17 protein-coding genes are annotated in these 19774 nt (G+C 51.8%); 2 read left to right on the top strand and 15 right to left on the bottom strand.

Annotated elements, in window-relative coordinates; translation table 11 throughout:
- Together PsWM33_RS27635 and PsWM33_RS02850 are read left to right on the top strand one after the other, a co-directional pair.
- A partial coding sequence (locus PsWM33_RS27635; protein WP_206598973.1) for a hypothetical protein occupies window positions 1–197 on the top strand: 197 nt, incomplete at its 5' end.
- Window positions 198–401: 204 nt separating this feature from the next.
- Window positions 402–1286 (top strand): DMT family transporter, encoded by an 885-nt coding sequence (locus tag PsWM33_RS02850; RefSeq protein ID WP_063286352.1) that lies wholly within the window; start codon window positions 402–404, stop codon window positions 1284–1286.
- Between the two features lie 66 nt (window positions 1287–1352).
- On the opposite strand, the gene pnp is transcribed toward PsWM33_RS02850, so the two are convergent.
- From pnp to PsWM33_RS02925, 15 genes are all read right to left on the bottom strand, one after another.
- On the bottom strand, window positions 1353–3491 hold the full coding sequence (pnp, locus tag PsWM33_RS02855; RefSeq protein WP_063294302.1) for a polyribonucleotide nucleotidyltransferase: 2139 nt from the start codon (window positions 3489–3491) through the stop codon (window positions 1353–1355).
- Between the two features lie 374 nt (window positions 3492–3865).
- Window positions 3866–4135, bottom strand: coding sequence for a 30S ribosomal protein S15 (gene rpsO, locus PsWM33_RS02860; protein ID WP_057463067.1), 270 nt, complete (start codon window positions 4133–4135; stop codon window positions 3866–3868).
- 309 nt (window positions 4136–4444) lie between these two features.
- On the bottom strand, window positions 4445–5422 hold the full coding sequence (gene truB / locus PsWM33_RS02865; RefSeq protein WP_063299156.1) for a tRNA pseudouridine(55) synthase TruB: 978 nt from the start codon (window positions 5420–5422) through the stop codon (window positions 4445–4447).
- Between the two features lie 97 nt (window positions 5423–5519).
- The gene (gene rbfA, locus PsWM33_RS02870; protein WP_057463069.1) at window positions 5520–5957 is read right to left on the bottom strand and encodes a 30S ribosome-binding factor RbfA; all 438 of its coding nucleotides are present in this window, start codon (window positions 5955–5957) and stop codon (window positions 5520–5522) included.
- Window positions 5958–6063: 106 nt separating this feature from the next.
- Window positions 6064–9084, bottom strand: a complete 3021-nt coding sequence (gene infB / locus PsWM33_RS02875) for a translation initiation factor IF-2 (protein ID WP_063286348.1) — start codon at window positions 9082–9084, stop codon at window positions 6064–6066.
- A gap of 7 nt (window positions 9085–9091) precedes the next feature.
- Window positions 9092–9739: an RNA-binding protein gene (locus tag PsWM33_RS02880; protein ID WP_082596804.1), complete on the bottom strand. Its 648-nt coding sequence runs from the start codon at window positions 9737–9739 to the stop codon at window positions 9092–9094.
- A 130-nt stretch (window positions 9740–9869) separates the two neighbouring features.
- Entirely contained in the window at window positions 9870–11567 is a 1698-nt protein-coding gene (gene nusA / locus PsWM33_RS02885) for a transcription termination factor NusA (RefSeq protein WP_057463071.1), read from the bottom strand.
- 118 nt (window positions 11568–11685) lie between these two features.
- Complete coding sequence (gene rimP / locus PsWM33_RS02890) at window positions 11686–12276, bottom strand: ribosome maturation factor RimP (protein WP_063294780.1); 591 nt, start codon at window positions 12274–12276, stop codon at window positions 11686–11688.
- A 243-nt stretch (window positions 12277–12519) separates the two neighbouring features.
- Window positions 12520–13221, bottom strand: a complete 702-nt coding sequence (gene trmB / locus PsWM33_RS02895; protein ID WP_063294779.1) for a tRNA (guanosine(46)-N7)-methyltransferase TrmB — start codon at window positions 13219–13221, stop codon at window positions 12520–12522.
- 66 nt (window positions 13222–13287) lie between these two features.
- Complete coding sequence (metK, locus tag PsWM33_RS02900) at window positions 13288–14472, bottom strand: methionine adenosyltransferase (protein WP_063294778.1); 1185 nt, start codon at window positions 14470–14472, stop codon at window positions 13288–13290.
- A gap of 148 nt (window positions 14473–14620) precedes the next feature.
- Window positions 14621–15028, bottom strand: a complete 408-nt coding sequence (locus PsWM33_RS02905; RefSeq protein ID WP_082596806.1) for a helix-turn-helix domain-containing protein — start codon at window positions 15026–15028, stop codon at window positions 14621–14623.
- Window positions 15029–15268: 240 nt separating this feature from the next.
- Window positions 15269–16879 (bottom strand): apolipoprotein N-acyltransferase, encoded by a 1611-nt coding sequence (gene lnt / locus PsWM33_RS02910; protein WP_063299157.1) that lies wholly within the window; start codon window positions 16877–16879, stop codon window positions 15269–15271.
- A gap of 45 nt (window positions 16880–16924) precedes the next feature.
- On the bottom strand, window positions 16925–18076 hold the full coding sequence (locus tag PsWM33_RS02915) for a hemolysin family protein (protein WP_208994363.1): 1152 nt from the start codon (window positions 18074–18076) through the stop codon (window positions 16925–16927).
- 42 nt (window positions 18077–18118) lie between these two features.
- Window positions 18119–18625, bottom strand: coding sequence for an rRNA maturation RNase YbeY (ybeY, locus tag PsWM33_RS02920; protein ID WP_063294309.1), 507 nt, complete (start codon window positions 18623–18625; stop codon window positions 18119–18121).
- The gene (locus PsWM33_RS02925) at window positions 18622–19686 is read right to left on the bottom strand and encodes a PhoH family protein (protein ID WP_193775895.1); all 1065 of its coding nucleotides are present in this window, start codon (window positions 19684–19686) and stop codon (window positions 18622–18624) included. The genes ybeY and PsWM33_RS02925 overlap by 4 nt, the downstream gene beginning before the upstream one ends.
- Window positions 19687–19774: the final 88 nt, after the last annotated feature.

The following is a 19774-nucleotide window of genomic DNA, read 5'->3' on the forward strand; positions in this document are numbered from 1 at the left end:
CCAATGCCGAAGAAACTAATTTACTTACAATGCGCAGGCACTGCCTGCTCGCCTTGCTCACTCCCGAACTTTCGGGAACCCATGCTTCAACACCGCCGGCAAAGCCGCGCGGTGCTAAAACCGCACCAGCTATGAGGAATTCTCAAGTCCACCTGAATAGAAACCCGCGTGGAACTCATATTCTTGCGCTAAGATAGCGGATAGCTTACTCAGAGTACGGTGTGTTCACACCATGCACGCATCAGACTCTAAATCTTTGTTTTAACGCGTACTCCTGCTCGAAAACCAAGATCTGTTTTCGAGAATGCGCTCTCATCTTTACAGAACTTAAAAATGCAGCAGGGTTGCGTTTTCACGCGTTTCCGAGACCCAGGCAGCTGCTCCCGCAAGGGGATACTATTATGGATAATATTCGCGGCAGCGCCTGGATGGTGCTTGCAATGCTGGGGTTTGCCATTGAGGATACGCTGCTTAAGACAGCGACGGCTTCAGTGCCCGTTGGGCAAACACTGATGTTGTTTGGTATCGGCGGCACATTCGGCTTTTTGCTGTTGACCTGGAGACGCGGTGAACGGGCTTTTACGCCGGAAGCGTTGAAGGCAACACTTTACACGCGTGCGGTTTTTGAAATTACGGGGCGGCTGTTTTTCCTGCTGTCACTGGCGCTGAACACACTTTCCAGCACCTCTGCTATTCTTCAGGCCACTCCAATTACAGTCACTCTGGGCGCTGCCGTGTTGTTTGGCGAGCGCGTGAACTGGCAGCGGTGGCTTGCGATTCTGATCGGCTTCATCGGCGTGCTGATGATCATCCAACCAAGTTCAGAGAGCTTTCAGGTGACCTCGATCCTTGCCATCATCGGTATGATTGGATTTGCCGGGCGTGATCTGGCAACGCGAGCGGCTCCCCCAGCCCTTTCCAACATGCAGCTTGGTGTTTACGGCTTTGCGGTGCTTATCCCAACTGGTGCAGCTTACTCATTCTGGTCTGGCGGGTTTGTCTGGCCTGATCTCTTCAGCGGATTGGTCATCGCTGCGGGCACTCTTGTCGGCATTGGCGCTTATTATTCGCTCACTGTTGCCATGCGCACCGGGCTGGTGTCCGTCGTCACCCCTTTCCGGTACTCCCGATTGCTTTTCGGCCTCCTGCTCGGCTTCCTGATTTTTGACGAGACCGCCGATGCCATGACACTGGCAGGCTCCGCGATTATCGTATTGAGCGGGCTGTATATTCTGGCCGGACACTCACGACTTAAGGCGCAGACCTCTAAGAGCGCAGCGGAGTGAGCTTGAAACAAGAAAAAGGCCGGTCCATTTCTGAACCGGCTTTTTTTTGAATTTAGCTAGAAAAGCTTAGTCTTTTGCAGGAGCTGGTGCAGCTTCTTCGCGAGGAATTTCCTTGCCAGTTTCCTGATCGACAACTTTCATGGAAAGGCGAACTTTACCGCGCTCATCAAAGCCCATCAGCTTAACGAAGACTTTGTCGCCTTCTTTGATCACGTCAGTTACTTTCGCAACTTTGCGTGGAGCCAGCTGGGAGATGTGAACCAGACCGTCGCGTGCGCCGAAGAAGTTTACGAATGCGCCGAAGTCAACAGTCTTAACAACTGTGCCTTCGTAGATTACGCCAACTTCTGGCTCAGCAGCGATGGAGTTGATCCAGTTGAGAGCAGCTTTAATCGCTTTACCGTCAGAAGAAGCCACCTTAACGGTGCCGTCGTCTTCGATGTTCACTTTCGCGCCGGTCTTTTCAACGATCTCGCGGATAACTTTACCGCCAGAACCGATCACTTCACGGATCTTGTCTACTGGGATCTTGATCACTTCGATGCGTGGAGCATGCTCACCCAGCTCAGAACGAGCTTCGGTGATTGCATTTGCCATCTCGTCAAGAATGTGAACGCGACCGCCTTTAGCCTGCTCCAGAGCGACTTTCATGATCTCTTCGGTGATACCGTCGATCTTGATGTCCATCTGCAGTGCAGTGATGCCGTTTGCAGAACCTGCAACTTTAAAGTCCATATCGCCGAGGTGATCTTCGTCGCCAAGGATATCGGAGAGAACTGCGAAGCGCTCGCCTTCCTTGATGAGACCCATTGCGATACCAGCCACAGGAGCCTTCAGAGGAACACCAGCGTCCATCAGGGACAGGGATGCACCACAAACGGAAGCCATGGAGGAAGAACCATTAGACTCAGTGATTTCGGAAACAACACGCAGGGTGTATGGGAAATCATGGTGTGCAGGCAGCATTGGGTTAACAGCGCGCCATGCCAGTTTACCGTGACCGATTTCACGACGTCCTGGGGAACCCATGCGACCAGCTTCACCTACAGAGTATGGAGGGAAGTTGTAGTGCAGCATGAATGCAGATTTGGTGGTGCCTTCGAGCTTGTCAACGAACTGCTCGTCTTCACCTGTACCCAGTGTTGCAACAACCATTGCCTGAGTTTCACCGCGTGTGAACAGGGCAGAACCGTGTGCACGTGGCAGCATGCCAACTTCAGAAACGATAGAGCGAACAGTGGAAAGGTCACGGCCATCGATACGGGAACCAGTATCCAGGATACGGCCACGAACGATTGCAGCTTCTGCCTTTTTGAACAGGTCGGAGATGACAGTCGCGTCAGGAGCGCCTTCTTCACCAGTTACAAGAGCTTCAACAACTTTCGCCTTCACAGCATCAACAGCGTTTTTACGCTCTGTTTTAACAGTGATGGAGTAAGCAGCGCCGAGTTCTTCAGCAGCCAGCTCCTGAACTTTACCGAACAGCTCAGAATGATCTGGCAGGTTCAGTTCACGTGGCTCTTTAGCAGCTTTTTCAGCCAGCTGAATGATAGCGTCGATCACTGGCTGGAAGCCTTTGTGACCGAACATCACAGCGCCGAGCATTACTTCTTCGGTCAGTTCCTGAGCTTCGGACTCAACCATCAGAACAGCGTCATTCGTACCTGCAACAATCAGGTCCAGATCGGTTTCTTCCATCTGGTCAACTGTTGGGTTCAGAACGTATTCGCCGTTGATGTAACCAACACGAGCGCCACCGATTGGGCCCATGAATGGAACGCCGGAGATGGTGAGTGCTGCGGATGCGCCAACCATTGCCAGAATGTCTGGAGCGTTCTCGAGGTCATGAGACAGAACAGTAAGAACAACCTGAGTTTCGTTCTTGTAACCATCTACGAACAACGGACGGATCGGACGGTCAATCAGACGGGATGTCAGGGTCTCGTGCTCGGAAGGACGGCCTTCGCGCTTGAAGAAGCCACCTGGAATGCGGCCAGCAGCGTATGCCTTTTCCTGATAATTTACGGTAAGTGGGAAGAAATCCTGACCTGGCTTTGCGGTCTTCGCGGACACGACTGTCGCGAGAACTTTTGTCTCGCCGTATGTTGCGATGACTGCGCCGTCTGCCTGACGGGCAACCTTGCCGGTTTCAAGGATGAGCGGACGTCCGCCCCAATCTACTTCCACGCGATGTATATCAAACATATCTTTATCCTAACGTTCGCCTCAGTGCCTGATGGTCGTCATCAAACTTGAGGCTGTCATTTGCCGGCAATGCGCGCACCAACTCCTTGAGTACCAAGGGCGCGATGCCTTTTCAGGTCGAACGATTGCAGGCAAGACAGCGAGAAGCTTTTGTTTGATTGTGCGTACCTTTGACCAAAAACCGGCCTCCACTTTTGGGAGATACGCTGTAAGCTTCTGGCAATCCTGCCAGGTCTTCATTCGCCTGCGTTCATTCTGGAAGAGAACGATCTGATCCAGAATATACCTCTCGCAATTTCCCGAAATACCTTGGAAATAGGAGAGGGTAAGGAAAACGCGGCGAGCTTTCGCTGCCGCGCTTTGAATTCTTCGTCTTAGCGACGAATGCCCAGACGCTCGATCAGGGACTGGTAACGAGCAACGTCTTTACCCTTAACGTAGTCAAGGAGCTTACGACGAAGTGCAACCATTTTAAGAAGACCACGACGTGAGTGGTTGTCTTTCTTATGACCCTTGAAGTGGTCAGTCAGAACTGTAATGCGGTGCGTAAGGATAGCAACCTGTACTTCCGGAGAGCCAGTGTCACCTTCTTTGATCGCAAATTCTTTGATCAGTTCAGCTTTTTTTTCAGGCGTAATCGACATCGATTTTTCCTTATCTAATGGCAGTCATACTGCCTCTTATTAAATGCCCATAAGGCATGCGCTCTTTTACAGAGCTATGTGTTGAGCTCGGGCCGTGCCAAGATGTCGTCTAGCAGGGTCAGGCCAACACATAATAACCGGGCAAGCAGTAGCTTCCCAGCGGCGGGACTATGACTGAAAAACTCTCAAAAAACCAGAAGAATCTTGAGAGGCTTGCAGCCATAAATCCCAATAGAACAGTTTGACTTTCAGCGACCGCGCCCCGCAATGATTTACATTCATGTGTGGAGCTTCACTTTCAAAAAGGCTTCAGAGATTGAAAACTCGTTTTGGCTTGAACTGGCCTTTTGAGACTTCACCAAAAGCAATCAGCTTACCTCCAGAAACCACATAGATTTCCTCGGGCCCAATCGGTGCATTTGCGCCACGTAGTAAAACAGGATTACCGCGCTTTACCTTCGCAGCAGCATCAGAGGTGATCGGCACCTCTGCAAACTGGTGGAGTGCGACTTCAACTGGCTTGATGTGTCCGATCAGTTCTGAATTTTCGTGAGGGTCGAAAACAGGTGGCTCTTCCCCTTCTTCAACTTCTACCGCCATAGTTTCTTTAGCAGCACGAAGTTCATCCAGAGTAACCATCTGTTCTTCACCGAATGGTCCTACCAACAACCGGCGCAAGTCAGTGACATAGCCACATGTACCAAGGCGTTCACCAAGGTCACGGGCCAGTGAGCGAACATAGGTTCCCTTGCCGCATTCAGCTTCAAAAACCGCACGGTTTTCATCTGGACACTCGACCAGATCCAAGCGATGCACCACAATCGTACGCGCGTCCAGCTTTACGTCTTCGCCTTCCCGGGCAAGATCGTAAGCGCGGTTTCCGTCAACTTTGATTGCAGAGAAGATTGGCGGAACCTGCTCAATGGCGCCACGGAACTCAGGCAGAACCTCGAGGATCTCATCTTGTGTTGGGCGCACATCGGAGGTCTTGACCGGTTCGCCTTCAGCATCATCAGAGGTGGTTTGCGTGCCCCAGGTCACCTCAAAGCGGTAAACCTTTCGTCCATCCATGATGTATGGAACCGTTTTAGTGGCCTCCCCAAAGGCGATAGGCAAGCAGCCGGTCGCAAGCGGATCAAGCGTTCCTGCGTGTCCAACTTTTTCAGGATGAAAAATCCTCTTCAACTGCCCCAATGCATCATTGGAGGTCAGGTTTAGAGGTTTATCCAACACAAGCCATCCGTTTACAGGGAAACGGGGTCTACGTCGCTGCTGTTTGCGCGCCATACTTCTCAGCTCTTAATTCTTTGCATGCGTTGCGCTTCTGAGCGCGTACTCTGGTCTGAAACCCACGACTTCTTCTTTGGCAATATGCTCTGTAAAGCTAGTCGCGGTTATCACCTTGATCATCATCGTCATCGATGCCGCCATCAGCAAAGTCCTTGCGGATGCTAGGCTCATGCAGCAGTCGAGTAATCAGATCATCATCATCAAAACGCGTATCGGCTACAAAACGTAGATCACAAGTGTATTTCATTGTGACGCGTCGAGCGACCTGCCCACGAAGGTACTTTGCATTGCGTTTAAGTGCGGTGAGGACAACATCGATATCGCGACCACCCATAGGCATGACGAGAACGTCAGCCCATCTTAGATCAGGCGACATGCGTACTTCCGGGACCGTGATAATAACACCATCTAAGTCAGGATCGGTGATCCGACCACGTGTCAAAATGTCTGACAGTTCTTTGCGGACAATCTCACCTACACGCAACTGGCGCTGAGACGGCTGACCTGCAAATTCATCGCGTGCTTTTGCCATTTTTATCTCTCAATTTGCTTTGAGTTTGGAACAACAGAGCGCCGACGGGGATAAATCCGCGCCGGCGCTGCTGAATGTTCATTTCGCTCGTTTAGCTCTCACTCTTTTAGAGGGAGCGAGCGATCTCTTCTACCTGGAAGCACTCGATGACATCACCGACGCGCATATCCTTGTAGTTTGTGAAGTTCATGCCGCATTCAACACCGGATTCAACTTCTTTGACTTCGTCTTTGAAGCGCTTAAGTGTACCCAGCTCACCTTCGTGGATGACGACGTTGTCACGCAGCAAGCGAACCTGTGCGCCACGCTGAACGACACCTTCGGTGACCAGACAACCTGCAACACGACCAATTTTGGTGATGTTGAAGATTTCTTTGATGTCTGCGTAACCAAGGAAGGTTTCGCGACGTTCTGGAGCAAGCATGCCAGACATAGTGGACTTCACATCGTCGATGAGGTCGTAAATCACGCTGTAGTAGCGGATCTCGACGCCTTCGCGACGCGCAGCTTCCTGAGCCTGTTTGTTTGCACGGACGTTGAACGCCATGATTGGTGCTTTGGACGCAATCGCCAGAGTGATGTCGCTCTCGGTGATACCACCAACGGAAGCTGCCACAACACGTGCGCCGACTTCGTCGTTGCCAAGTTCTTCAAGCGCACCCTGGATTGCTTCGGCGGAACCCTGCACATCGGATTTGATGATGAGCGGGAATTCTTTTTTGCCTTCTTCCTGCAAGCCCTTCATCATCGCTTCCAGAGAACCACGAGACCCAGCAATACGTGCTGCCATCTTGTCGCGCTTCTGGCGGTGACGATATTCGGAAATCTCGCGAGCACGGCCTTCGTTTTCTACAACTGCAACCATGTCACCAGCGGATGGTGTCGCCTGGAAGCCAAGAACTTCAACCGGTTTGGAAGGACCAGCTTCCTTAACTGGCTTGCCATTCTCATCAAGCATCGCACGAACACGACCCCATTCGGAACCAGCAATGACAACATCACCAACCCGGAGTGTACCCTTCTGAACCAGAACGGTAGCAACTGGACCGCGACCTACGTCAAGCTTAGCTTCGATAACGGTACCTTCAGCGGCACGGTTAGGGTTAGCTTTCAGCTCAAGAACCTCAGCCTGCAGCAGGATCATTTCGATCAGCTTATCTAGGTTAGTGCCTTCTTTAGCAGAGACCTCAACATCGATAACGTCACCACCCATGGTTTCTACAACTAGATCTTCACGAAGAAGGTCGTTGCGAACGCGGGAAGGGTCAGCGCCTGGCTTATCCATTTTGTTGATCGCGATGATGAGCGGAACGCCAGCAGCTTTTGCGTGAACAATAGCTTCTTTGGTTTGTGGCATCACACCATCATCAGCAGCAACCACGAGGATCACAACATCAGTGGACTTAGCACCACGTGCACGCATCTGAGTAAATGCTGCGTGACCAGGGGTATCGATGAAGGTGACCTTCTGGCCATTCTGCTCGACCTGGTATGCACCGATATGCTGTGTAATGCCGCCAGCTTCACCGGAAGCAACGTTTTCCTTGCGGAGCGCATCGAGAAGGGACGTCTTACCATGATCAACGTGACCCATGATTGTAACAACCGGTGGACGGTTGGACAGATCAGTGTCGTTGTCTTCAACGGTGAAGAGACCTTCTTCCACGTCAGCTTCAGACACACGTTTTACGGTGTGACCCATCTCTGCGGCGATCAGTTCAGCGGAATCAGCATCGATCACGTCGTTGATTTTCATCATCTGGCCCTGCTTCATCAGCAGCTTGATGACGTCAACAGCACGTTCAGACATACGCTGAGCAAGGTCCTGAATGGTGATCACTTCCGGAAGCACAACTTCACGCGCTACCTTCTCACGAACAACCTTTTGCCCCTTACGCTTTTCTTTCTCACGACGACGGCGCATGGATGCCAGTGAACGATTACGACTTTCATCACCACCAGTGGCGCGGGTAATCGTTAGTTTTGACTTACGGCGGTCATCGTTGCCTTTAGGTGTTGGCTTAGCAGCCACAACAGGCTTTTTAGGACGTAGCGCAGGCTTTAGAGCCTTTTTGCTCACTTCCTTACCAGTTTCCATGCTTTCTGCCGGAGCTGCAGAAATTCCACCTGGACGCCCGCCACCTGGACGAGGACCATTCAGGTTTGGCGGCTTGCCATCACGCATTGGTGGACGACCACCACGATCACCACCTGGACGAGGACCACGATCCCCTGCTGGGCGTGGACCACGGTCACCTGCCGGGCGTGGACCACGGTCACCACCTGGACGAGGACCACGGTCACCTGCCGGGCGTGGACCACGGTCACCTGCTGGGCGAGGACCACGGTCGCCACCTGGACGAGGGCCACGATCACCACTGCGCTGAGGGCGATCACCAGAACGTGCCGGACGCTCTTCGCGTTGTGCTGGCTTTGGAGCTTCAGCAGCTTTTGCAGCCGCTTCAGCTTCACGCTTTGCTTTCGCTTCAGCTTCGGCCTTAGCACGTACAGCAGCTTCTTCAGCTTCACGCTTAGCGCGAGCTTCGTCTTCTACACGTTGTTTTTCTGCTTCTACAGCGCGCTGTGCAGCCAAGATTTCCTGACGCTTTGCTTCTTCAGCGCGGCGTTTAGCATCTTCGACTTCGCGAACCTTAGCCATTTTAAGCGCTGCGAGACGTGCGTCTGCTTCACCCTTGGTCAAGGTTTTCAGAACGGCACCACCGCCCTGACCGCCACCACCACCGCGACGCTGACCGCCACGCTGGTTGTTATTGTTGTTACGGTTGCCACCGCGACCGCCGCCTTCACCGCGCTTCTGAGCATCACCCGCACCACGGCGAGCTTGCTGAGGACCGCGCTCTTGCTGCTGTCCCTGACGCTTTTCCGGGCGTGACTGGGAGGCTGCAGGAGTTGAAGAGGAAGCTGCAGCAGGTGCAGGTGCCGCGGAGCCTTCCTGGCCCGGCACAACTACACGGCGCTTCTTCTTTTCCACGACGACTGCCTTGGAGCGGCCGTGGGAGAAGCTCTGCTTAACAGTGCCCTTCTCAACACTGCCTCCGCGTTTGAGGCCCAGCGTTTTCTTTTCCCCGCCGGTGGGATTGTCGTGGTTGTCTTTGGTATCGCTCATATTGCCTTCAGTCCTGCGCCACTGCACCCTTTGTACCGTCGTCGTCAGCCATGACAGAAACTTCCCGGAATTGCGCAAGGCGTTGCGCGTGCTTCACGAAGTTTCTGCCTGCCTCGCCGGCCAGCAGTACAGCATGTATAACGTTATCCCGATCCAGATGCGTACTCATCTGTTCCGAGTTAAACAGGCGGATCACGCTGAGACGATCCACCTTGCCAAATCTAGAAGCGGCTAGGGCCGCCAACTTACGCACACCATCTTCAGAGGCTTCAGTGGCGTGCACCAGAGCAAGAACACTCTCCTTTTTGAGAGCTGCCTCGACTTTCGAAAAGCCAACATGTAGGTTGCCAGCTTTTCGGCTCATGGACAGTGCGCCCAGAGCTGCCTGCTCCAGCAGTTTGTCGGTGTGGTCGGCCAAACCGTCTTCAGCGTTTACCTGCTCCTTAAAGCCTCTCGAGAAAGCGCGCCTTTTTATCGCTTCCTGCAAAACAGACTTCTTTGCCGACACCCAAACCCCACGTCCCGGGAGGGTGCCTTTCACATCAACTACAACAGTTTTGTCAGGAGCCATAACGAATCTGAGAAGGTCTGTCACCGGTAGAACTTCACGCGTGACCGCGCAGGTTCGTTCTGTCGGCTCATTTTTTCTCGGCACTTCGTATTCCCAACCCTACTATTGTTGTTATTTTTCATTCAGTTACGGGGATGTAGAAACCCGCAGCCTTTTGCTGCAACTTCAACACACCCCCGTATAAAACTTTTTTCTGCAGTCAAGCGGCTACAGATTATTCAGAGGACTGCTCGCCTTTTGCGTCTTCTGCACCGCTCTCTTGCGCCAATTCCTCGTCGGCGTCAACCACAGTCTCTTCAAATGTTTCGCCTTCGAAGTCTTCTTCTTCGACTTCCAGCTCTTCTTCAGAGACTTCCACAAGGTCTTCCGCAGAGATCCATCCAGCAGCAACACGCGCTGACATCACGACAGCTTCCGCATCAGCACGAGACAGATCGAAACTGCTCAGAGTACCTTCCACGCGAATGGTTTCTTTATCCTTGCGTTCCGTCCAGCCAACAAGATCGTCAGCTGCACAGCCTGCGAGGTCTTCCATGGTTTTGATTTCGTCTTTACCCAATGCAACAAGCATTGCGGATGTAAGACCTGGGACCTGAACCAGCTCATCGGAAACACCAAGCTGACGACGCTCTTCTGCGAGTTTCGCTTCCTGCTCTTCCAGGTACTCACGTGCACGAGCTTGGATTTCGTCGGCTGTTTCTTCGTCGAAGCCTTCAATGGACGAGATTTCGTCGAGGTCAACGTACGCGACTTCTTCTACAGAAGTAAAGCCTTCTGATGCGAGGAGCTGAGAAACCATCTCGTCAACATTCAAGGTATTCTGGAAGAGATCGGAACGAACCTGGAATTCCTTCTGACGACGCTCGGACTCTTCCGCTTCCGTCATAATGTCGATGCCCCAGCCGGTGAGCTGAGAAGCAAGACGTACGTTTTGACCGCGGCGACCAATTGCCAGAGACAGCTGATCGTTAGGAACAACAACTTCGATGCGCTCGGAGTCTTCATCGAGGACAACCTTAGCAACTTCAGCAGGTTGAAGTGCATTTACGATGAAGGTTGCCGCATCATCATTCCAAGGAATGATGTCGATTTTCTCACCCTGAAGCTCACCAACAACAGCCTGAACACGAGAACCACGCATACCAACACACGCGCCAACCGGATCAATAGAACTGTCGTTAGACAGGACTGCGATTTTAGCGCGGGAGCCTGGATCACGGGCAACAGCCTTGATCTCGATAACGCCGTCATAGATTTCCGGCACTTCCTGCGCGAACAGTTTTGCCATGAACTGAGGATGTGTACGAGACAGGAAGACCTGTGGACCACGCTGTTCGCGGCGCACATCAAAGATCAGCGCACGAATACGATCACCATTGCGGAAGATTTCGCGCGGGATCAGTTCGTCACGACGAACGATTGCTTCACCCTTACCGGTGTCGACAACAACATTGCCATATTCAACGCGCTTCACAACAGCGTTGAGCACTTCACCAATACGGTCTTTAAACTCATCGTACTGCTGATCACGCTCAGCTTCGCGGACCTTCTGAACGATGACCTGCTTAGCGGACTGAGCAGCAATACGTCCAAAGTCGAGCGGCGGCAATGGATCTGCCATGAAATCGCCGACTGTTGCATCCGGGTTGCGCTCCTGCGCATCAACCAGAGCAATTTCAGTTGAGATGTTCTCGACAACATCAACGACCTGCAGCAAACGCTGAAGGCGGATTTCACCGGTTTTCGGATTAATCTCGGCACGAACTTCAGTCTCGGTGCCATAACGGGAGCGAGCGGCTTTTTGGATTGCATCCTCAAGAGCAGCAATCACAATGCTACGGTCGATCGACTTTTCGCGGGCGACCGCTTCAGCGATCTGCAGCAGCTCCAAACGGTTTGCGCTGATAGCCATTCCTCGTCAACTCCTTCCACGCCCTGCCTTCCTTCACACCAGCAGGAACATCAAAACAAAAGGGTGGCTCTTTAAAACCGGAACCGCCCATAACCCATTGCGCAACAAGAACAGCTAATCAGTGATTGAGGTAACTGTCGTCGTCCGTAGGCTCCCCACGGGCTGCTTTTGCGGCTTTATCGGCTTTCAATGCCGCATCGACCAGTTCATCAGTCAAAACCAATACGGCTGACCCAATCTCATCCAACGGAAGACGAGCTGCCTCATCCTGACCTTCCTGTACATCGGTCATTCTGATAAGCGCGCATCCATCTTCCACACCGATGATGTGTCCACGATATCTCTTACGCCCAGCTTGCGGCACAGACATTTCGATTTTCGCAACATGTCCGGTCCAGCGCTCGAAGTCGCCTGCGCGAACGAGCGGGCGGTCAATACCTGGAGATGAAATTTCGAGATGGTAGGCACCAGAGATTGGATCGTCCACATCCAGCGCCGGGGAAACTGCGTGGCTGATTTCTTCACAATCTTCAACAGCCATCGTCCCGTCCGGGCGCTCTGCCATGATTTGAAGGGTGCAGCCATTGTTTCCGTTTACACGGATGCGCACCAGCCGATAGCCCAGATCAGCAACGACCGGTTCGACAATTTCAGCTACGCGGGCTTCTAGGCCCTTTTCCTTTATAATCCGGGGATCGGTTTCGTCCACTTGGTACCTATCGTCTTAATGCAAAGACATGCTTAGTGTCTTTGGCAGTTATTTCGGATACCTGAATTTCGACAGTCAGGCATCACTACCGACTTAGCTAATAAAAAAGAGCGGGTCCTTTCGGGGCCCACTCCTCAATGCTCTTAACTGAGCCGATAGAGAACTCTTGCTCTGCAATATAGTCATTTGACCACTGTATGCAACAGAAAATCAAAGATGAGCGCAGACAAAAGCGAGTCCCCTTTAGGTTTTCGTCTCTTGAACCCGTAAAAATGTCAGGTAACGGCCAATTCTACCTTCACGGTGTGCCTTGCGTTCGTACCGCGTACCTGGCCAATTGTTCCATGGTGTACGCCAGTCAGAAGCACATTCGGCGCTCCACTCAAAAGCCGGGTGCCTGCGACAATGGGACAGCGTCCAATCCACATAGGTGTCGATATCGCTGGCAAATCGATATTCACAGCCCGGCTTCAGAGCACGTGCAATGCGCGTCAGATTGATCTGGTTCACAAAGCGACGCTTCCAGTGCTTCTTCTTTGGCCATGGATCTGGGTAAAGCTGATAAGCCATATCCAATGATGCAGCCAGAAGCCAGTCGAGCAACTTACCCGCGTCATCATCAAACAAACGGATATTCTTGAGACCGTGTTCTTCAATGCTGGAGACAGCCTTGATAATGCCAGAGCTAAATGGCTCACACCCGATAAATCCGATTTCAGGATTTTCTCTGGCGCGATGAATTAGGTGCTCAGATCCCCCAAAGCCAATTTCAAGACATACGCTCTTTACTGGGACGGGGAATAACTCTGCCAGATTTTCTGGAGGTGTTTGTGTCAGGTCCAACGCCACTTGTGGCATAACATCCTGAAGCAACTGCGATTGTCGCGGACTTGCTGGTTTTCCGACGCGGCGGCCGAAAAAAGAGCCTTTGTAGTGATCTACCATCGTTCTCATAAACACAAGCAGGCCAGAGGTTGCCCCGGCCAGCTGTTCATTCTCTAGCGTTAGAGGTTAAGCGTAGGCTTTCTCTACAGCATCACGCAGGTTATGGACAAGGTCGATTTTCTCCCAAGAGAAACCACCATCACCTTCAGCTTCGCGGCCAAAGTGGCCGTAGGCTGCTGTACGTGCGTAGATTGGCTTGTTCAAATTGAGGTGCTCGCGAATACCGCGTGGGGTCAAGCTCATGACTTCACGGATTGCAGCTTCAACACGTTCGCCATCAACACGACCTGTACCATGCAGGTTGACGAAGACTGATTGCGGTTCAGCGATACCAATCGCATAAGCCAGCTGAATGGTGCACTTGTCTGCCAAATCAGCGGCCACAACGTTTTTCGCGAGATAGCGAGCAGCGTATGCAGCAGAGCGGTCAACCTTCGTCGGATCTTTACCCGAGAACGCGCCGCCACCGTGTGGAGCTGCGCCGCCGTATGTATCCACGATGATCTTACGACCTGTGAGTCCACAATCGCCATCAGGACCACCGATAACGAACTTGCCGGTTGGGTTGATGTGCCAGATGGTGTTGCTGGTCACCCAATCACCCGGCAGTGCTGCGCGGATGTACGGTTCGACAACAGCACGCACATCATCAGATGTCATGGTTTCATCCAGATGCTGAGTGGACAGCACGATGGACGTTGCCTCTACCGGCTTACCATCCTCATAGCGAATGGAAACCTGGCTTTTCGCATCTGGACCAAGCATCGGCTCGTTGCCAGATTTGCGAGCATCTGCCAGCAAACGCAGGATCTTATGGGAGTATAAGATTGGAGCAGGCATCAGCTCTTCAGTTTCGCGACATGCGTAACCAAACATAATGCCCTGATCGCCGGCGCCTTCGTCCTTATTGTCAGCAGCGTCTACGCCCTGAGCAATATCAGCGGACTGGCCATGCAAAAGAACCTGAACATCCAGGTCCTTCCAATTAAAGCCGGCTTGCTCATACCCGATATCCTTTACAGCAAGGCGGGCAATGTGAGCCAAATATTCTTTTGTGAGAGAGGCCGGGCCGCGGGTCTCACCTGCAATAACAAGCTTATTTGTTGTTGCAAGCGTTTCACACGCTACACGGGCTTCTGGCATTTCCTTTAGAAATGCGTCTACGATCGTATCTGAAACGCGATCGCAGACTTTGTCGGGATGGCCTTCTGAAACCGATTCCGACGTGAACACGTAGTTCTGACGAGCCATTGGCAAACGTCCTTCTGGGAAGAAAAATATAATTGAAGCGACGGCATATCCGTCGCTTCTGGTGTTACATCAAACAAGGAATGTCGATTACGTCAAGAGATTTAGATCAAAATTGCCGGAGAATTGCGAAATTTTACGGATCACAAACTTAATCTTCATCCCCAGCAAGACTCTTGACGAGCTCTACAACCTTTTTGCGAACTTTCGGGTTTTCGATGCGAACGAAAGCCTTGTTGAGAGCTAAACCATCAGAAGATGACAAAAAGTCGACGACGTATGTGGTTTGTGGATTATCACCAACACCAGGCGTCTCATCCGGGGTTCCCGGAGCATCTTCGAAGAAAAAGGCGACAGGCACTTTCAGAATGGTCGCAATGTGCTGCAAGCGGCTTGCACCAATCCGGTTGGTCCCTTTTTCATACTTCTGGATTTGCTGGAATGTAATACCAAGGCTTTCGCCAAGTTTTTCCTGACTCATGCCAAGCATCATGCGGCGCAAACGTACACGGCTGCCGACATGAATATCGATAGGGTTTGGTGCTTTTTTGCTGGGCATTATCAAAGGCCCTCTTCTTTGGTTTTTTACGGTGCCTTACCGTGGGTTTTTATTTAAACGAGAGCGCATTTCAGCAACTCTCGCAAGAACGCAATTCATCAAACCTGCATTTCGACTATTGCCAAAACAACCTCTGACAGAGGCATCGGTGGCAGGCCCATAAGGTTTTTTTGAGGCCAAATCTGACGATCCAGACGAAAACCTTTACGTGTATTAGATGACGACATTTGCGTGCATTCGTCAATCTCTACGGGTAGGTAATAATTTCTCCATCACCAATAGGAGACTAACAACTACTAGAATAATTCCCCAAAAAATTGAATCACCCACCCTCACGTAAGGCGTGGGTCTTAGTATTTTAGGCAATTCACTATTGAAACTACCTTTTTTATTTAGAACAACTTCTGCGAGTATTCTACCATTGGAATCTACTAGACTGGAAATACCAGTATTTGCAGCTCGCACCAACGGCACGCCTTGTTCAACTGCTCTAACTCTTGCCTGTACCAAATGTTGGTACGGACCTGCTGTTTCGCCAAACCATCCGTCATTCGTTAGATTTACGAGCAAGTTAGGTCGCTCAGATACAGGCAGAACAGTTTGCGGGAAGATTGCCTCATAACAAATCAGGGGCTGGAAACTAAGTGAATTTTTTAAATCTATTTTTTTGTGCCGCGTCCCTGCAGTAAAATCTGCTGGAGCCGGAACGAGACGCTCCACACCAATGGATTGTAGAAGCCAGCGCTTTGGCAAATATTCCCCGAACGGAACCAGCCGCACTTTGTCATAGATATCTATGAGTGCACCTTCGTCCGACACAACAAAAGTACTGTTAAAAAAGAGATTCCCGTTCTCGGACAGTTCGCGGCGAATACCACCTGTAATCAACATAGTATTTTGGGGAAGCGTGGCTCCGATGGCCTCCAGAGCCCCTGGTTCCTCATCCAGCAGGAATGGAAAAGCTGATTCAGGCCAGAAGATGAGGGTCTCGGTATCCAGTTTCAGCTCGGAAAGCGCCTGCTGTGTTTGCTGAAGATAGAGCGGTAGAAGTCTTTGTCTGTTCTCGGGCTTCCACTTGTCCGCTTGAGGTACATTGGGTTGTATTACCAGCACCTGAAGCCCTTCAACCGTCTGTTGAGGAGCCTGCAACCTATTCGTTCCGTATGCAACCACGCCGGCCCATACCAGCACACACGCGGAGATATAGGCAGCGGCAGCCTTACGCCTCTGGTCAATCAGCACAACAGGCATCGAAAACAGGAACAACACAAGAAAACCGACACCGTAAATTCCCAAGGCAGAGAAGCTTTGCATCAGCGCCAGGTTTTCGGCAAAGGCATAGCCCCACACATTCCATGGAAAGCCTGTGAGCATGTGTCCACGCAGCCAGTTGGAAAGAGCTAAAGCAACCACAAAAAGCAGAATACGTGAGACCCCATGCGTCCAGAATAAGGACGCCCCGCCCAACACCAATGACGGGATCAATGCAAGACCACCGGGCAGTATGACCAGCGCGAAAGGGATCATCCAAGCGTAGCTCTTAGCGTCGACGAGAAACGCTTCGGCAATCCAGAACAATCCGATCAGGAAGAACCCGAAGAAAAACGTCCAGGAAACACGAAAGAACGCAAAAAAACGGGTTTTACGGTGATCTACGGTCTGACCCTTTGCTCCATCAAGCAGAAGGATCAGTAGTGGCAGCGTCACCCACAGGATGGGAAAGGCACCGTAGGGAGGGAACGCAAAGGCAGATGCTATTCCCCCTGCAAAAGCAAGAAGTCCGCGTCTCCACCCTGATAATTCCCGAAGACTGCTTATCAGAGTTCGAGACTTATCAATGGCAGAGACCATTCCCCACTCCCGAATGTCATAGGTAAAAATTCAATTTTGTGCTGCTTATTCTGCAGCTTCCGGCCTGCGTGGGCGTATTCTCTGAACTGCCGCGCGTTGATCAACCCGACGCTTGGAAATACGAAGGCGTTTGATGCGGCGCAAGTCAGCATCAATTACTTCGAACTCGAAAGCTGGCAAGGTCTTATCTATGATCAACTCACCACGAACCGGAACCCTGTCCAGAATAGAGAACAGCAGACCACCAAGCGTGTCCACCTCTTCCGTCTGCTCTTCGACGAGCTTGAAATCCGCTCCGAGCTCTTTCTGAAGGTCTTCCAGATCAATTCGAGGGTCAACTACCCAAACACCCGGGCTGACATTCATGATAAGTTCTTCTTCGTCCTTATCATGCTCATCTTCAATGTCGCCGACCACTGTCTCAACGATGTCCTCAAGTGACACGAGGCCGTCGGTTCCGCCGTATTCATCGATCACAAGCGCCATCTGCACACGGGTTACCTGCATCTTCTTCATCAAGTCAGAGGAAGACATGGATGGAGGCACAAAGTGCAGAGGCCGGATCAGGCCTGTTGCGTTCAACGGTGTTGAGAGATCAACACAAGACAAATCGAGCAGCGACTTTTCTTCTGTCGACTTCTCAGAGGAGTTCTTTTCTGGTTTCACCAAAGTCAAAGGCACATCAGTCTTCTTGGCTTTTACAGCCAACTCGACGAAGTAGGACATCAAGTCCTTGATGTGGACCATGCCTCGCGGATCATCCAGATTGTCGTGATAGACAGGCATGCGAGAGTGGCCGGATGCCCTGAACAAGGCCATCACCTGGCCGATTGTCGTTGTATCTTCCACGGCCTCAATATCGGCCCGTGGGATCATGACATCTTCAACTCGAGATTCGCGCATTTGGAGGATGTTTGTCAGCAACTCGCGCTCTTCCTTCGTGAAAGCAGCATCAGCACCTTCACTATCGCGGGCGAGTTCATCTTCCAAATCTTCGCGCAATGAAACAGCCGCGCTTCTTCGGAAACCTCTAAACGGGTTCAGTTTTGATTTCAGCCTGGTCAGGACACCAGGCTTCATCGCTTGTGGCTCAGAGGTATCTTCGGCAACAGCTGTGCCGGTACTACTTGCAGGCTCTACAGTTTCGGCCTGAGCGGAGGTGCTTGCACCTTCTGTACTTCGAGGTTCCGGGCTCATCTCTCTCTCGTTGTTCCCTGTACTCACCGTGAATACCAGGGGTTATTTATCTGCCGATAATGGCGCATCTTTGTATGGATCGGGGATTTGTAGGCTCGCCAAAATCAGGCGTTCTTCCGCTTCCATTTCTTCCGCTTCCTCATCTATCTGGTGATCATATCCAAAAAGATGAAGGGTTCCATGAACAATAAGGTGAATCAGATGGTGTTCAAATGGAATTTCAAGCTCTATAGCTTCGCGCTTTACCGTCTCTTTTGCAATAATAATATCACCTAATAGCGGGCCGAATGGCGGCTCTTCGCTATCATCTCCCGGAAAAGACAAGACGTTCGTTGGCTTGTCCTTCTCGCGCCACATCTTATTCAGTTCCTGAATATGGGCATCATCGGTGAAGACAAGAGAAACTTCTGTGTTTTCTATTACACTCAGCTCACTTGTTTCAAAAGCGGCGGCGATTGCTTTTTCAGCAATCGCTTCCAATAGTTCTTCACTCTCCCAATCGCCTGCTTCAATCAGCAGGTCAATGTGTACCGGGCAAGCTGTGTTCATTCCTGAGAGCCTTGCTCTTCGTTTGCCTTGGCAGCCTCTTCAGCTTGCCTGCGTTCTTTGGCTTCCAACCGGCGGCGGCTATCATTGTCGTAAGCGCCTACGATACGTGCCACCAGCTCATGACGAACAACATCGCTCTCTGTGAAATCCACGCGAGAGATACCTTCGACGCCACTCAGAATTTTCAAGGCTTCACGTAAGCCGGACATCTGGCCCGGAGGCAAGTCGACCTGACTCGGGTCTCCTGTCACGATCATCTTGGAGTTTTCACCCAAGCGCGTCAGGAACATCTTCATCTGCATCGTCGTCGTATTCTGGGCTTCATCGAGAATAACGATCGCGTTGGAGAGCGTACGACCACGCATGAATGCGAGGGGTGCGACTTCAATCATGCCGCTTTCCAAGCCGCGTTCCAGCTTTTCCGGTGCCATCATCTCGTTGAGGCCATCGTAAAGCGGGCGCAGATACGGATCGACCTTATCCTTCATGTCGCCCGGCAAGAAGCCGAGACGTTCGCCAGCTTCAACAGCTGGGCGAGACAGGATCATACGATCAATCTCACCACGCTCCAGCAATGCAGCTGCGTATGCAACCGCAAGGAAGGTTTTACCTGTACCAGCAGGGCCAACGCCAAAGGTAAGGTCAGAACGGTCCATTGCCCGGACATAAGCATCCTGAGCGGCTGTTCTGGCGACCAGTGTTTTGCGGCGCGTGGCGATCTGCGCAAATGCCATACGGGACTTGGGTTCCATCGTTGGCAGAGAAAGCTGCGCTTCAGCGACTTCTGCCAGACGGATTGCGCCATCAACATCACCAGGTGTGATGTCGTGACCACCCTGAAGACGCGTATAAAGCGACTCCAGAGCAAGCTTAGCCTGCTCTGTTGACGTTTTATTGCCGCGAATGGTGACCTGATTGCCGTGTGCAACTGCCTCAACCCCCAACCGCTGTTCAATCAGCGCAAGGTTCTGGTCGAACTGACCGAACAGATCGCTCACAAGCCTATTGTCTTCGAATGCCAATACCACATGCATCATATCTGATGCCGCAATGGGGCGCATGGCCGTCCTTGAAGCGGACGTTGTCTGGGCTCTGCCCTTCAAATAATGCCTCCGTTCGCTTTTACGCGAGAATCTGGGAGCATCATGC

The organism is Pseudovibrio sp. WM33 (assembly GCF_001623165.1).
Taxonomy (GTDB): Bacteria; Pseudomonadota; Alphaproteobacteria; order Rhizobiales; family Stappiaceae; genus Pseudovibrio.